The 13,250-nt window shown below is 72.0% G+C and carries 13 protein-coding genes and 1 pseudogene; 5 read left to right on the top strand and 9 right to left on the bottom strand.

Annotated features, from left to right (window positions below):
• Positions 1 to 34: 34 nt before the first annotated feature.
• The gene (gene arc, locus ACZ7PG_RS39310) at positions 35 to 1,837 is read right to left on the bottom strand and encodes a proteasome ATPase (protein ID WP_284744987.1); all 1,803 of its coding nucleotides are present in this window, start codon (positions 1,835 to 1,837) and stop codon (positions 35 to 37) included.
• A gap of 364 nt (positions 1,838 to 2,201) precedes the next feature.
• Here arc and ACZ7PG_RS39315 point away from each other — a divergent pair, with 364 nt between their 5' ends.
• Both ACZ7PG_RS39315 and ACZ7PG_RS39320 read left to right on the top strand, forming a co-directional pair.
• Positions 2,202 to 3,050: a hypothetical protein gene (locus tag ACZ7PG_RS39315; protein WP_470244271.1), complete on the top strand. Its 849-nt coding sequence runs from the start codon at positions 2,202 to 2,204 to the stop codon at positions 3,048 to 3,050.
• Positions 3,051 to 3,063: 13 nt separating this feature from the next.
• Positions 3,064 to 3,513, top strand: a complete 450-nt coding sequence (locus tag ACZ7PG_RS39320) for a hypothetical protein (RefSeq protein ID WP_470244272.1) — start codon at positions 3,064 to 3,066, stop codon at positions 3,511 to 3,513.
• 9 nt (positions 3,514 to 3,522) lie between these two features.
• Here ACZ7PG_RS39320 and ACZ7PG_RS39325 read toward each other — a convergent pair.
• The 3 genes and pseudogenes from ACZ7PG_RS39325 to ACZ7PG_RS39335 form a co-directional block, all read right to left on the bottom strand.
• Positions 3,523 to 4,264 (bottom strand): annotated as a pseudogene (locus tag ACZ7PG_RS39325) (IS5 family transposase); the annotation flags it as partial.
• Entirely contained in the window at positions 4,265 to 5,095 is an 831-nt protein-coding gene (locus tag ACZ7PG_RS39330; protein ID WP_470244273.1) for a tRNA (adenine-N1)-methyltransferase, read from the bottom strand. It lies immediately after the preceding pseudogene.
• A 62-nt stretch (positions 5,096 to 5,157) separates the two neighbouring features.
• The gene (locus ACZ7PG_RS39335) at positions 5,158 to 6,309 is read right to left on the bottom strand and encodes a site-2 protease family protein (protein ID WP_470244274.1); all 1,152 of its coding nucleotides are present in this window, start codon (positions 6,307 to 6,309) and stop codon (positions 5,158 to 5,160) included.
• 278 nt (positions 6,310 to 6,587) lie between these two features.
• On the opposite strand from ACZ7PG_RS39335, the gene ACZ7PG_RS39340 reads away from it, so the two are divergent.
• The 3 genes from ACZ7PG_RS39340 (at position 6,588) to ACZ7PG_RS39350 (ending at position 9,278) form a co-directional block, all read left to right on the top strand.
• Positions 6,588 to 7,487: a RecB family exonuclease gene (locus ACZ7PG_RS39340; protein WP_470244275.1), complete on the top strand. Its 900-nt coding sequence runs from the start codon at positions 6,588 to 6,590 to the stop codon at positions 7,485 to 7,487.
• Complete coding sequence (locus tag ACZ7PG_RS39345) at positions 7,487 to 8,278, top strand: thioesterase family protein (protein WP_470244276.1); 792 nt, start codon at positions 7,487 to 7,489, stop codon at positions 8,276 to 8,278. The genes ACZ7PG_RS39340 and ACZ7PG_RS39345 overlap by 1 nt, the downstream gene beginning before the upstream one ends.
• 64 nt (positions 8,279 to 8,342) lie before the next feature.
• Positions 8,343 to 9,278, top strand: coding sequence for a ParA family protein (locus ACZ7PG_RS39350; RefSeq protein ID WP_470244277.1), 936 nt, complete (start codon positions 8,343 to 8,345; stop codon positions 9,276 to 9,278).
• 60 nt (positions 9,279 to 9,338) lie between these two features.
• On the opposite strand, the gene hisG is transcribed toward ACZ7PG_RS39350, so the two are convergent.
• The 5 genes from hisG to ACZ7PG_RS39375 form a co-directional block, all read right to left on the bottom strand.
• Positions 9,339 to 10,184, bottom strand: coding sequence for an ATP phosphoribosyltransferase (gene hisG, locus ACZ7PG_RS39355; protein WP_470244278.1), 846 nt, complete (start codon positions 10,182 to 10,184; stop codon positions 9,339 to 9,341).
• A gap of 33 nt (positions 10,185 to 10,217) precedes the next feature.
• Entirely contained in the window at positions 10,218 to 10,481 is a 264-nt protein-coding gene (locus tag ACZ7PG_RS39360; RefSeq protein ID WP_155544123.1) for a phosphoribosyl-ATP diphosphatase, read from the bottom strand.
• 66 nt (positions 10,482 to 10,547) lie between these two features.
• On the bottom strand, positions 10,548 to 11,057 hold the full coding sequence (locus tag ACZ7PG_RS39365) for a methylated-DNA--[protein]-cysteine S-methyltransferase (RefSeq protein WP_470244279.1): 510 nt from the start codon (positions 11,055 to 11,057) through the stop codon (positions 10,548 to 10,550).
• Between the two features lie 8 nt (positions 11,058 to 11,065).
• On the bottom strand, positions 11,066 to 12,523 hold the full coding sequence (locus ACZ7PG_RS39370) for an AlkA N-terminal domain-containing protein (protein WP_470244718.1): 1,458 nt from the start codon (positions 12,521 to 12,523) through the stop codon (positions 11,066 to 11,068).
• 59 nt (positions 12,524 to 12,582) lie between these two features.
• Positions 12,583 to 13,245, bottom strand: coding sequence for an HAD family hydrolase (locus tag ACZ7PG_RS39375; protein ID WP_470244280.1), 663 nt, complete (start codon positions 13,243 to 13,245; stop codon positions 12,583 to 12,585).
• Positions 13,246 to 13,250 lie beyond the last annotated feature (5 nt).

A 13,250-nucleotide genomic window follows, 5' to 3' on the forward strand; every position in this document is an offset into this window, starting at 1 on the left:
CCGCCGAAGCGACCGCCCCATCGGGGTTCGAGCCCTACAGGTACTGCCCGGTGTTCGTGGCGGTGTCGATCGCCCGCCCCGAGTCCGTGTTCTTGCCGGTGACGAGCGTGCGGATGTAGACGATCCGCTCGCCCTTCTTGCCGGAGATCCGGGCCCAGTCGTCCGGGTTGGTGGTGTTGGGCAGGTCCTCGTTCTCCGCGAACTCGTCGACGATCGCGTCCAGCAGGTGCTGCACGCGCAGGCCGGGCTGGTTGGTCTCCAGCACCGACTTGATGGCCGACTTCTTCGCCCGGTCCACGATGTTCTGGATCATCGCGCCCGAGTTGAAGTCACGGAAGTACAGGACCTCCTTGTCCCCGTTGGCGTAGGTCACCTCGAGGAACCGGTTGTCGTCGCTCTCCTCGTACATCCGCTCGACGGTGTGCTGGATCATCGCGTCGAACGTCGCCTTGGCGTCGCCGCCGAACTCGGCGAGGTCGTCGGCGTGGATCGGCAGGCCTTCGGCCAGGTACTTGGAGAAGATGTCCTTCGCGCCTTCGGCGTCCGGACGCTCGATCTTGATCTTGACGTCGAGCCGGCCCGGCCGCAGGATCGCCGGGTCGATCATGTCCTCGCGGTTGGAGGCGCCGATGACGATGACGTTCTCCAGGCCTTCGACACCGTCGATCTCCGACAGCAGCTGGGGCACGATCGTGGTTTCCACGTCGGACGACACGCCCGACCCACGGGTCCGGAAGATCGAGTCCATCTCGTCGAAGAACACGATCACCGGGGTGCCCTCGGAGGCCTTCTCCCGCGCTCGCTGGAAGATCAGGCGGATGTGCCGCTCGGTCTCCCCGACGAACTTGTTGAGCAGCTCGGGACCCTTGATGTTCAGGAAGTAGGACTTCCCGTCCTCGTTGTCGCCCCGTGCCGCGGCCACCTTCTTGGCCAGCGAGTTCGCGACCGCCTTGGCGATGAGCGTCTTGCCGCAGCCCGGCGGGCCGTAGAGCAGGACGCCCTTGGGCGGGCGCAGCTGGTACTCCTGGTACAGGTCGGCGTGCAGGAACGGCAGTTCCACCGCGTCCCGGATCTGCTCGATCTGCCGGGTGAGGCCACCGATGTCCTCGTAGCGGACGTCGGGCACCTCCTCCAGCACCAGGTCCTCGACCTCCGCCTTCGGCACGCGCTCGTACGCGTAGCCGGCCTTGGAGTCGACTAGGAGCGAGTCGCCCGGCTTGAGCGGCTGCTCGGCCAGCAGATCGGAGAGCAGGACCACCCGCTCCTCGTCCGCGTGCCCGACCACCAGCGCGCGAAGGCTGCCGCCCTCGACGTCGGCGGCGAGCACCTCGCGCAACGCGCACACCTCGCCGGTGCGTTCGAAGCCGCCGGCCTCGACCACGGTGAGCGCCTCGTTGAGCCGCAGCGCCTGGCCGCGGCGCAACGACGAGAGCTCGACCGCGGGCGATACCGACACCCGCATCTTCCGGCCGGCCGTGAAGACGTCCACCGTGTTGTCCTCGTACGCCTCGACGAAGACGCCGTACCCGGACGGTGGCTGGGCCAGCCGGTCGACTTCCTCACGCAGAGCGAGGAGCTGTCCTCGCGCCTCACGCAGGGTTTCGACCAGTTTGGTGTTGCGTTCGGTGAGCTGACTCACCCTTTCCGAGGCCTCGGCGAGCCGCTGTTCGAGCACTCGGTTCTGCCGTGGCGAGTCGGTCAGTTTGCGGCGCAGCAGCGCCACTTCCTCCTCGAGAAAACGGATCTGCCGAGCCTGCTCGTCCGCCGTCGTCCCAGCTCCGGATGTCGCTGAAGGGTCGGCCTCCTCGCGCCGACCTCCGGGAAGGTCATGATGCATCGGGCACCTCCTCGGAGTGCTTTTCATTCCACGGTACCGGCGATCACCGACAAGAAAAGGCCTTTCCGGATCACAAGATCGGCGCGTCGCGGTTTCCTCGCCTGGTCCAGCACGGACATTCCCGCAGCGCAAGCGGCCATTTCGGTGCCGTGGCCCCGGCGCGTCGCGGGCCCATCCGGGCCGAGACGAACCAAGCACGGCGGGAGTACCCGCTCCGGAGACGGCCCAACCCTGCCCGGAGATGACGATTCGAGCGAGTTCCGCCCTTCCCGCGCGGCGGTCCGGCCCGGTGGCTAGCATCGGGCCGACGCCGGCCGCCCGAGGACGGTGTCCGGAGCCGAAGGAACGCGAGGGGGCACCACCCATGACCTACCCGCCGCAGCAACCGGGCGGCTACGGCCAGCAGCCCGGCGGCTACGGGCAGCAGCCCGGGCCGTACGGCCAGCAGCCTGGCGGCTACCCCCAGAGCGGACCGCAGCCCCAGCCGGGCTACGGCGGCACCCAGCAGTTCGGCCGGCCGGACCCGTACGGGCAGCCCCAGCAGGGCGGTTACCCGCCGCAGCCGGGCGCTCAGCCCCAGCAGGGCCACCCGCAGTACGGGCAGCAGGACCAGTGGGGCCAGCAGCAGCAGAACTACGGCGGGTACGACCCGTACGGAGGCGGCGGCTTCGGTGACGCCCCGCCGCCCAAGAAGAAGAAAACCGGGCTCATCGTCGGCATCGCGGCCGCCGCCGTGATCCTGGTCGGCGGCGGCGTGACGTGGTTCGTCCTGGCCAACGGCGACGACAACAACACCGCGGCGCCGCCCGCCAGCAGCTCGGCGGCGCCGACGTCCGCGCCGAAGACGTCGAGCTCGAAGCCCAAGACCTCGTCACCGACGAGCCCGTCGACGAAGAGCAGCAAGCCGGCCGGCGGTCCCGCCCCCTCGGGCAAGGGCAGCTCGCAGGAGCTGTTCGACACGACGATCGCCGCCTACAACGCGGGCGACGAGAAGGCGCTGGGCGACACGATCTGCCGGAGCGTCTACGAGGGCACCACCGGCGAGATCCCGAAGGTCACGGTGAAGCTGACCGCGTCGCCGCAGGACACCGGCGACAAGTCCAGCGTGCGCTACTCGGCCACGGACGGCAGCAAGACCAAGGTCGGCACGATGTCGGCCCAGAAGGAATCCGGCCTGTGGTGCCTGTCCAACGTGAAGGCGGACGGCTCGTGAGCCCGCGCCGTCGGTGAACCGCGCGCTCGCCGCGGGGCTCGTGCTGCTCGGCGTGGCCGGTGCGGGCGTGGTGCTGGGACTGCTGCTGATCGCGCCGTCCGGCTCCGGGCCCGCACCGTCGACCCCGGCGGCCCCGCCCACCCGCGCGTCGACGTCCACCGCGCCCGACGCGGTCGACACGGCCGCGGTGACCGTGCTGGCCCGCGCGATCGTCGACGCCATCGCCCACCACGACTCGACGGCGTTCGGCAAGCTGACGTGCCGCCCGCAGAGCGCGGAGGCCCTCATGCGGCTCCAGCGGATGTGGGACGCGGCCGGCCCGGTGACGGCGACCCTCAAGGAGCCACCGGAGGTCCGCGGCGAGTCCGCGACGGCGAAGGTGCACGTCGAGGCGGCGGGCGGCACGAAGGACACGCCCTTCCCGCTGCACAAGGAGTCCGGCCGCTGGTGCGTGCCGGGTTAGGGCCTGTCCTCAAAGCCAGAGGAGAAGCGCAGCCAGGTCAATCATCCCTCGGTAGGAGATAGCAGTCTTATCGAAGCGGGTAGCGATGGCACGGAACTGCTTGAACCGGTTGAAACACCGTTCCACGATGTTGCGCCGCCGGTAGGCGACACGGTCGAAGGCCGGCGGGCGGCCACCGGCCCGGCCGCGGCGCAGCCGGTTGGCCTGCTGGTCACGTCGCTCCGGAATCGTCGCCGGGATGTGCAGTCGACGAAGGTAGGAACGGATGGCGCGACTCGAGTAGCCCTTGTCCGCCAGCACCCGGCTCGGCCGGGTCGGCGAACGCCTGGGACCCGGCCGACGGAACTCGATGCCCGCCATGACCTGGGTGAACATCGCGCAGTCGTTGACGTTGCCGCCGGTCAGCACCACCGACAACGGCCGCCCATGACCATCGCAGGCCAGGTGGATCTTGGTGGTGGGCCCGCCGCGGGACCGACCGATGGCATGATCACCTGGCTCGCTCTGCCCGCCGCAGAATCCGCTCGCCCCCTGTGTGAGACGCCGGAACACGGCGAGCACCGGCGGCGTGCTGATGGGCCCGCACGATGCTGGAATCGACCGACACTTCCCGGTCGAGTTCGTCGATCGCCTCGGCGATCACCTGCACCTTCGCCACCAGCGCGGACAGAGTGCCGGTGCGTGACCAGCGCCAGAACCGGTTGTAGACCGCCTTCCACGGCCACCCACTTTGAGGACAGGTCCTAGCGGCTCAGCCCTTGCCCTTGGCCGGCCGCCGGGACACGCGCGGGGACACGGTCCCGTCCGCGAGGCGCCGGGCCGTCAGCAGGAACGCCGTGTGCGCGACCATCCGGTGGTCCGGGCGCACCGCCAAGCCCACCACGTGCCACGGCCGCATCAGCGTTTCCCACGATTCGGGCTCGGTCCAGCACTGCTGCTCGCGCAGCGACTCCGTGACGCGCGAAAGCTGCGTCACGGTCGCGACGTAGACCGTCAGCACGCCGCCCGGCACCAGGTGGGCGGCCACGTTCGGCAGCTGGTCCCACGGGGCCAGCATGTCCAGCACGACCCGGTCGACCTCGCCTTCGTGGGTCGCCAGGTCCGCCACGGTGAGCGACCAGTTGGCCGGCTTCTCGCCGAAGAACTTCACGACGTTGTGCTCGGCGTGCACGGCGTGGTCGTCACGGATCTCGTACGAGCTCACGCGCCCTTCCGAGCCGACCGCGCGCAGCAGCGAGCACGTCAGCGCGCCCGAGCCGGCGCCCGCCTCGAGCACGCGAGCGCCCGGGAAGATGTCGCCCCACATCACGATCTGCGCGGCGTCCTTCGGGTAGATCACCTGCGCGCCGCGCGGCATCGAGAGCACGTAGTCCGGCAGCAGGGGGCGCAGTGCGAGGTAGGTCGACCCGCCCGCGGACGTCACCACCGAGCCCTCGGGACGGCCGATGAGGTCGTCGTGGGCGAGCCCGCCGCGGTGGGTGTGGTACTCCCCGCCGTCGGCCAGCGTCAAGGTGTAGTGCCGCCCCTTCGAGTCGGTCAACTGCACTCGATCACCCGCGCGAAACGGTCCGCTGACCGACAACACTTCCTCCAGTACCCCGAATGGCCGACGACAGATCTTCGCAGGCCGCCCGGGCCGGTGGCTCAGCGGGTACGGCGGTTCAGCGCGGCGCGCAGGTCGTCCCGGCGCAGCACGCCCGCGGGACGGCCCTCGTCGTCGACCACCAGGAACTGCCACGCCGGGGTCTCGCGGACCCGTTCGACGACGTCCTCCCCCGGCTCCGAGGCCAGCAGGACCGTCTCGGCCCGGATCGGCTCGGCCGCGAGCTCCGCCGGCGCGTGCGGTGAGGTGCCCGCGAGCCGCTCCGCCGCGCCCGTGTCGAGCAGCCCGGCGGCGACGCCGTCGGCGCGGACCAGCACCACGCCCCGGCCCGCCGACGCGGCCAGCGCGTCCGACACCGGGCTCTCGGCGGGCAGCTGCAACACCGGTCGCACGAGCTCGGTGAGGTCCAGACCTTCCGGCCAGCTGCGGCGCGCTTCCGCGGCCAGCTCCGAGCGCGCGCCGAGGATCACGAACCACGCCGTGACGACGCAGACGCCGAGGCGCAGCCAGCGGTCCGGGCTCCCGGTCGCGAGGCCCCACAGCGCCCACACGAGCAGCCCCGCGGCCACGATCCCGCCGCCGGCGACCGCGGCGCGCGTGCCCTTCGCGCGGATCCCCGTCGCCGCCCAGACGCCCGCGCGGACCAGCCGCCCGCCGTCCAGCGGCAGGCCGGGCAGGAGGTTGAACACGCCGACGGCGAGGTTCGCCACCGCGCACTCGGCCACCAGCATCCAGACCGCGCCGTCGGGCGGGACGGCGAACATCAGCAGGCCGCAGAACCCGCCCAGCAGCAGCGACACCGCCGGGCCGGCCGCGGCGACGAGCCCTTCGTGGATCGGCCGCTTCGGCGTGCGGGCCACTTCGGACAGCCCGCCGAGCAGGAACAGCCGCAGCCGCCGCACCGGGATCCCCAGCCGCAGCGCGGCCAGGCAGTGCCCGAGCTCGTGGGCGAGCACCGACAGGCCCAGCAGCAGCGCGAACGCGCCCGCCAGCAGCCACGACGTCAGCGTCGAGGCGTCCGGCAGCAGCCGCCCGACCAGCGGCGCGTAGAGCACGACGACGACCAGCGAGCCGATCCACCACGACGGCGCCAGCAGCACGGGCACCCCGGCGACCCGGAACAGCAGGAGACCACCGTCCGAGAGGACGGCCTGCCGGGTGCCCCCGGTGCCCTGCTCACTGGTCGCGGCCATGCCGGAGAGCCTAGAGCCCCCGGTGTGGGTCCCGGGTGATCCGGTCCGGGTGGCGTCCCCCACGACCGGAACACGTACCCGCCCGGACGACACGCGTACCTGCACGGACGACTCGCGTACCCGGCCGGACGACACGGCGCCGCGCGGTCGTGTCGTCCGTCCGCGTACGCGTGTCGTCCGTCGGGGTACGCGTGTCGGCCGGCCGGGTACGGGGTTGTCCGGACCTGCCGGGCGTTGCGGTCGCCGGAACTGTCGGACCCCGGCGTTACGCTCTGCCCATGCCCGACGCCGACACCGTCACCACGGAACCCCCAGCCACCACCGTCGCCACGCAGGTGCGGCGGCGGCCCGCGTTGTCGCCGTCGAGGGCCAGCGACTTCAAGCAGTGCCCGCTGCTCTACCGGTTCCGCGCGGTCGACCGGCTGCCGGAGGTCCCGACCAAGGCCCAGCTGCGCGGCACGCTCGTCCACTCGGTGTTGGAGCGGCTCTTCGCGCTGCCGGCCGCCGAGCGCGTTCCCGCCCAGGCGCGGGAGCTGCTCGGCCCGGCGTGGACCGAGCTGTCCGAAGACCGTCCGGAGTGGACCGAGCTGTTCGACGGCGAGAAGCCCGACGACCACGCGGACTGGTTGCGGTCGGCGGAAAAGCTGCTGGACGCCTACTTCGAGCTGGAGGACCCGCGGCGGCTCGAGCCGGAGGCGTGCGAGCTGCACGTCGAGATCGAGCTCGGCTCCGGCGTGCTGCTGCGCGGCTACATCGACCGCGTCGACGTCGCGCCGACCGGCGAGATCCGGGTCGTCGACTACAAGACCGGTGCCGCGCCGCGTGAAATCGGCGAGGCCAAGGCGATGTTCCAGATGAAGTTCTACGCCGTGGTGCTGTGGCGGCTGCGCGGGATCGTGCCGCGCCAGCTGAAACTCATGTACCTCACCGACGGCCAGTCCCTCGCCTACACCCCCGACGAAGCCGAGCTGCTCCGCTTCGAACGCACGCTGGAAGCCATCTGGCAGGCCATCCTCAAGGCGGGCAAGACCGGCGACTTCCGGGCCAACAAGAGCAAGCTGTGCAACTGGTGTGACCACCAGGCGCACTGCCCCGAGTACGGCGGCACGCCACCCGCTTACCCCGGCTGGCCGGAGCCCGACGCGGGCGAAGAGACGCCGCTGGACCGGGCCGACTGATGGCCGACGCCTTCTACGTCCCGCTCGGCGACGACCGGTTCGCCGCGACCGCCCACACCGCCGGGCCCTGGTCGTCCGACTCGCAGCACTTCGGGCCGCCGTCGGCGTTGCTGGTCCGCGCTCTCGAAAACGTCGAACCGGCGCACTCGGCGGAGCTCGCGCGGGTGACGATCGAGATCCTCGGCCCGGCGCCGGTCGCCGAGCTCACCGTGCGGGCCCGGATCGAACGGCCCGGCCGGTCGGTCGAGCTGCTGCAGGCCGAGCTGGCGAGCGCGGAGCGCGTCGTGGCGCGGGCTTCGGCCTGGCGCATCGCGACGGCGGACACGGCCGAGATCGCCACCGACGCCGGGCCGCTGATGCCGGCGCCGGACAGCGTCACGGAGTCGCCGTGGCCGGAGGGCTGGCAGGCCGGCTACCTCGACGCGGTGGAGTGGCGCGCGGTCCGCGGCGGCATGGACGTGCCCGGCCCGGCCGCGGTCTGGGCCCGCCAGCGCGTCCCGCTGGTCGACGGCGAGGAGCCGAGCGGGCTGCAGCGCCTGTTCACGGTCGCCGACTCCGGCAACGGCGTCTCGAACTACCTCGACCCGCGCCAGTGGTGGTTCATCAACTCGGAGCTGACCGTGCACCTGCGGCGGCCGCCGTCGGGCGAGTGGATCGGCCTCGACGCGGTCACCCTGGTCGGCCGGCACGGCGTCGGCACGGCGACGAGCATCCTGCACGACGGCGAGGGCCCGGTGGCCACCGGCGCGCAGGCGCTCATGGTGCGTCCGCGACAGGCCGGGGGCGGATAGCCACCCACAACGGGCCCGCATCCAATAACCTTCGCGGAACGACCGACTTGAGGAGCGCTCCGGCATGCAGATCACCTCGGTGGTCAACCAGAAAGGCGGGGTCGGCAAGACCTCACTGAGCGTCGGCACCGCGGCCGCGCTGGCCGAGCAGGGCCGGCGGGTGCTGCTGGTCGACCTCGACCCGCAGGGCCACGCGACGACCGAGATGCTCGGTCTGGCCGAGGTGCCCCCGGACCGGCCGAGCCTGGCGAAAGCGCTGGCCAAGACGTGGAAGGGCCCGATCGAGGAGATCGTCGTCCCGCACCCGCGCAGCAACCTCGGCAAGGGGGGCGCGCTCGACGTCGTGCCGACGTCGCCGGGGATGTTCGACCTGATCCGGCGGCTCGACTCGTTCCGCGTGCCCGGCTGGCAGCTCGCCCGGGTCATCCAGTTCGCCAACTACGACCACTGCATCATCGACTGCCCGCCGGCGCTGGACGTGCTGACGAACAACGCGTTGGCGGCCTCGCACGGCATCCTGGTCCCGGTCCAGCCGGACAAGACGAGCATCCGCGCGCTGCGGCTGCTGGCCGACCAGGTCCGGTACGTCGAGCAGACGGTCGGGCGGCAGCCGCTGTCGTGGTTCGGCCTGGTGCCGAGCCTCTACCGCCGCCCGATCTCGCACTACGCCGCCGCGGCGCTGCAGGAGATGTACGAGTTCGGCATCCCGATGCTCTCGCACCTGCCACTCGGCGTGGTGATGAACGAGGCGGCGGCGAACGGCGTCCCGGTGACGACGTACGCCCCGGAGACGTTGCAGGCACTGTCGTTCCGCGAGATCGCCGGGACGCTCGACGGCTACCTGGAGCAGAACCAGGCCCCGGCGGTCGTGCCCGCCGACGAGGAGTTCGTCTTCGAGGACTTCATCTCGGAGGTGGCGGTGGCCCGCAACGTCAACGACAACGGCGCCCGCAAGGGCCTCTACGACCTGCTGCCGAAGAAACCGAACCGCCCGCGCTGACCCCGGTCGTGAGTGAGAAACAGTGTTCTAACCCTGTTTCTCACTCACGACCAGCGTGCGTCAGAGGCGGCAGGAGCGGATGTCGGACGCCAGGATCGCCTTGGCGCCGACCTCGGCCAGCTCGTCCATGATGAGGTTGACCTTCTTGCGCGACACCATCGCGCGCACGGCCACCCAGTCGTCGTCGGCGAGCGGCGCCACCGTCGGCGACTCCAGGCCCGGCGTGATCGCGATCGCCCGCTCGACCAGCGTCCGCGGGCAGTCGTAGTCCAGCATCAGGTACTGCTGCGCGAACACGACCCCGCGCAGGCGCGCCGCGAGCTGCGACTTCGCCTTGCTCTCCGCGGTGCCCTTGCGCTGCAGCAGCACCGCTTCCGACACGCAGATCGGGTCGCCGAACGCGACCAGGTTGTTCTGCCGCAGCGAACGGCCGGACTCGACGACGTCCGCGATCGCGTCCGCCACGCCGAGCTGGATCGAGATCTCGACCGCGCCGTCGAGCCGGATGACCTCGGCCTCGACGCCGTGGCGGGCGAGGTCGTCGCGGACCAGCCGCGGGTACGACGTCGCGAGCCGCTTGCCGTGCAGGTCGGCGGGCTTCCACTCCCGGCCCGCCGGGGCGGCGTAGCGGAACGTCGAACCGCCGAAGCCCAGTGCCTGGACCTCCTCCACCGGCGCGCCGGAGTCGAGGGCGAGGTCGCGGCCGGTGATGCCGAGGTCGAGGTCGCCGGAGCCGACGTAGATCGCGATGTCCTTGGGGCGCAGGAAGAAGAACTCGACCTCGTTGACGTGGTCGAGCACCGTCAGGTCGCGCTGCTCATGCCGCTTCCGGTAGCCCGCCTCGCCGAGCATCTCCGTCGCCGCGGCGGCGAGGGCTCCCTTGTTCGGCACGGCAACACGCAGCATTTCGCTTCTCTCCTCGTATCTTCGAGCGACCCGTCACAGGTAGCGGTAGACGTCCTCGGTCGACAGGCCGCGGCCGAGCATCAGCACCTGCAGGCGGTACAGCAGCTGGGAGATCTCCTCGGCCAGGCGCTCGTCGGACTCGTGCTCGGCGGCGATCCACACCTCGCCGGCTTCCTCCAGCACCTTCTTGCCCTGGGCGTGCACTCCGGCGTCGAGGGCGACGACGGTGCCGGACCCGTCGGGACGGGTACGCGCGCGCTCGGCAAGCTCCGCGAACAGCTCATCGAAGGTCTTCACGGTCTGCAGATCCTTCCACCCCGGACCCGCGGGCGCCGCCCCGGGATGGTCCGGATGCCGTCGATCTCACACCGGAGTGGACGCATCCTCCCGAAAGGTGGGACACGCGCGTTCGAAGTCGAGCAGGAACCGCTTCCGTTCGAGCCCGCCGCCGTAGCCGGTCAGCGAACCGGTCGAGCCGAGCACCCGGTGGCAGGGCACGATGATCGAGATCGGGTTCTTGCCGTTGGCCAGCCCGACCGCGCGGGAGGCCGCCGGATTGCCGAGCAGCTGCGCCAGCTCGCCGTAGGACGCCGTTTCGCCGTGCGGGATCCCGAGCAGGGCCGACCAGACCGAGCGCTGGAACGGCGTCCCGCGGAAGGCCAGCGGCAGGTCGAACTCGCGCCGCTGCCCGGCGAAGTACTCCGTCAGCTGTGCCTCGGTGCGCTCGAAGACTTCGCCGGCGGCGGGCGAGCCGAACGTCGGCTCGGCGGGGCGGTGGCGCTGCTCGTGCATGTACAGCCCGCAGAGCGCGTCGTCCTCGGCGACGAGCGTCAGGGGGCCGCACGGGCTGTCCACGACCGTGTGGGAACGCATGGGATCTCCTAAGCGGCGGGCATCCGGTTGATGGCGTGGTCACCGGTGGCCCACAGGTGCTGGGTGGCGTACGCGCGCCACGGGCTCCACGCCGCCGACCGGGCGACGACGGCGGCCTGCCCGCCGAGGCCGAGGGTCTCCGCGGCGTACTTGATGCCGAGGTCGGTGGGGAGGAACGCGTCCGGGTCGCCGAGGGCGCGCATGGCGATGCTCTCGACCGTCCACGGCCCGAACCCGGGCAGCGCGGTCAGCGCCACCCTCGTCGCCGCCCAGTCGCTGCCCGCGCCGAGGTCGAGCCCGCCGGTCAGCGCCGAGACCAGGGCGAGCAGCGTGCGACGGCGGCTGCGCGGCATGGCCAGGGTCTCGGGGTCCAGGGAAGCGAGCGCCTCCGGCGAGGGGAACAGGTGGGTCAGGCCGCCGTCGGGGTCGTCGATCGGCTCGCCGTGCGCGACGACCAGCCGGGCGGCGTGGGTGCGCGCGGCCGCCGTCGAGACCTGCTGCCCCAGCACGGCCCGCACGGCGAACTCGGCGCCGTCGACCGTGCGCGGGACCCGGCGGCCCGGCGCGGCCGCGACGAGCGGCGCGAGCAGCGGGTCGGTGGCGAGCTGGTCGTCCACGGCGGTCGGGTCGGCGTCGAGGTCGAGCAGCCGCCGGCAACGGCTGGTGGCGGCCGGCAGGTCCCGCAGGTCGGTCAGGCTGAGCCGGCACGCGATGTGGCCCTCCTCGGGCCGCAGGGCGACGACCCCGTGCCCGTGGGGCAGCCGCAGCGTCCGGCGGTACGCACCGTCGCGCCACTCCTCGACGCCCGGCACCGCGGTCGCGACGAGGTGGCCGAAGAGGTTGTCCGGGCAGAGCGGCTTCCGGTAGGGCAGCCGCAGCACGATCGCCCCGGCGGGCGGCGTGCCCTTCGCGCGGCTGCGCAGTTCCGTCGGCGTGAGCGCGAAGACCTCGCGGACGGTGTCGTTGAACGAGCGGATGCTGCCGAAGCCGGCCGCGAGGGCCAGTTCGGTCATCGGCAGGGTGGTGGTCTCGATCAGCGTGCGCGCGGTCTGCGCGCGCTGGGCCCGCGCGAGCGCCAGCGGACCGGCGCCGAGCTCCGCGAGCACCTGCCGCTGGACCTGCCGGACGCTGTAGCCGAGCCGCGCGGCGAGGCCGTCGACGCCTTCGGTGTCGACGACGCCGTCCGCGATCAGCCGCATCGTCCGGGCGACGAGGTCCGCGCGCTCGTTCCACAGCGGCGACCCCGGGCTGGCGTCCGGGCGGCAGCGCTTGCACGCCCGGAACCCGGCCTGCTGCGCGGCCGCCGCGCTCGGGTAGAAGCTCATGTTCCGCCGCTTGGGCGGGACGACCGGGCAGCTCGGCCGGCAGTAGATCCGGGTGGTCAGGACCGCGCAGTAGAACCACCCGTCGAACCGGGCGTCCTTCCCCTGCACGGCCCGCACGCACCGTTCGAAGTCCTCGTGCACACGGTCCAGCATCGCCGACCCGCGACGCCGCGGCTAGCGGGAATGCGACGTGGCCGTGCTCAGCCCAGCAGGGCCGCCAGCGCCGGCACGTCGATGCCGGTCAGCGAGTCGCGGAACACGCGCCGCTCCCCCGGCTCGACCGGGACGTCGTTGGGGATCACCAGCACCGTGCAGCCCGCCGCGACCGCCGACTCCGTGCCCGGCGGCGAGTCTTCGACCGCGACGCACCGCGCCGGGTCGACGCCGAGCAGCTCGGCGCCCTTGAGGTAGGGACGCGGGTGCGGCTTGTTGAAGCCCTCGACCTCGTCGCCGCAGACCGTGACGTCGAAGAAGTCCCGTCCGATGGTGTTCAGCGCCAGCTCGGTGAGGTCCCGCTCGGTGGACGTGACCAGGGCCGACCGCAGTCCCGCTTCGCGCACGGCGGTCAAAGCCTCGCGGGCGCCGGGGCGCCACGGCAGTGCGTCGTCGAACAGCCCGGCCGTACGCCGGCGGATCTGGTCGCCGGTCGAAGCGATCGACTCGGGGTTCACGGGCAGGCCGACGACCTCGAGCAGGTACGCCGAAGTGTCGTCCATATTGGACCCGACGAGCGTCATCCGCTGCTCCTCGGAAAGCTTGCCGCCGAGCGCTTCCGCCGTCTCGTACAGCGCGACGTCCCACAGCTTCTCGGAATCGACGAGCGTGCCGTCCATGTCCCAGAGCACGGCGGCCAATCCGTCCACAGTGG

Source organism: Amycolatopsis sp. NPDC114504 (assembly GCF_055633595.1).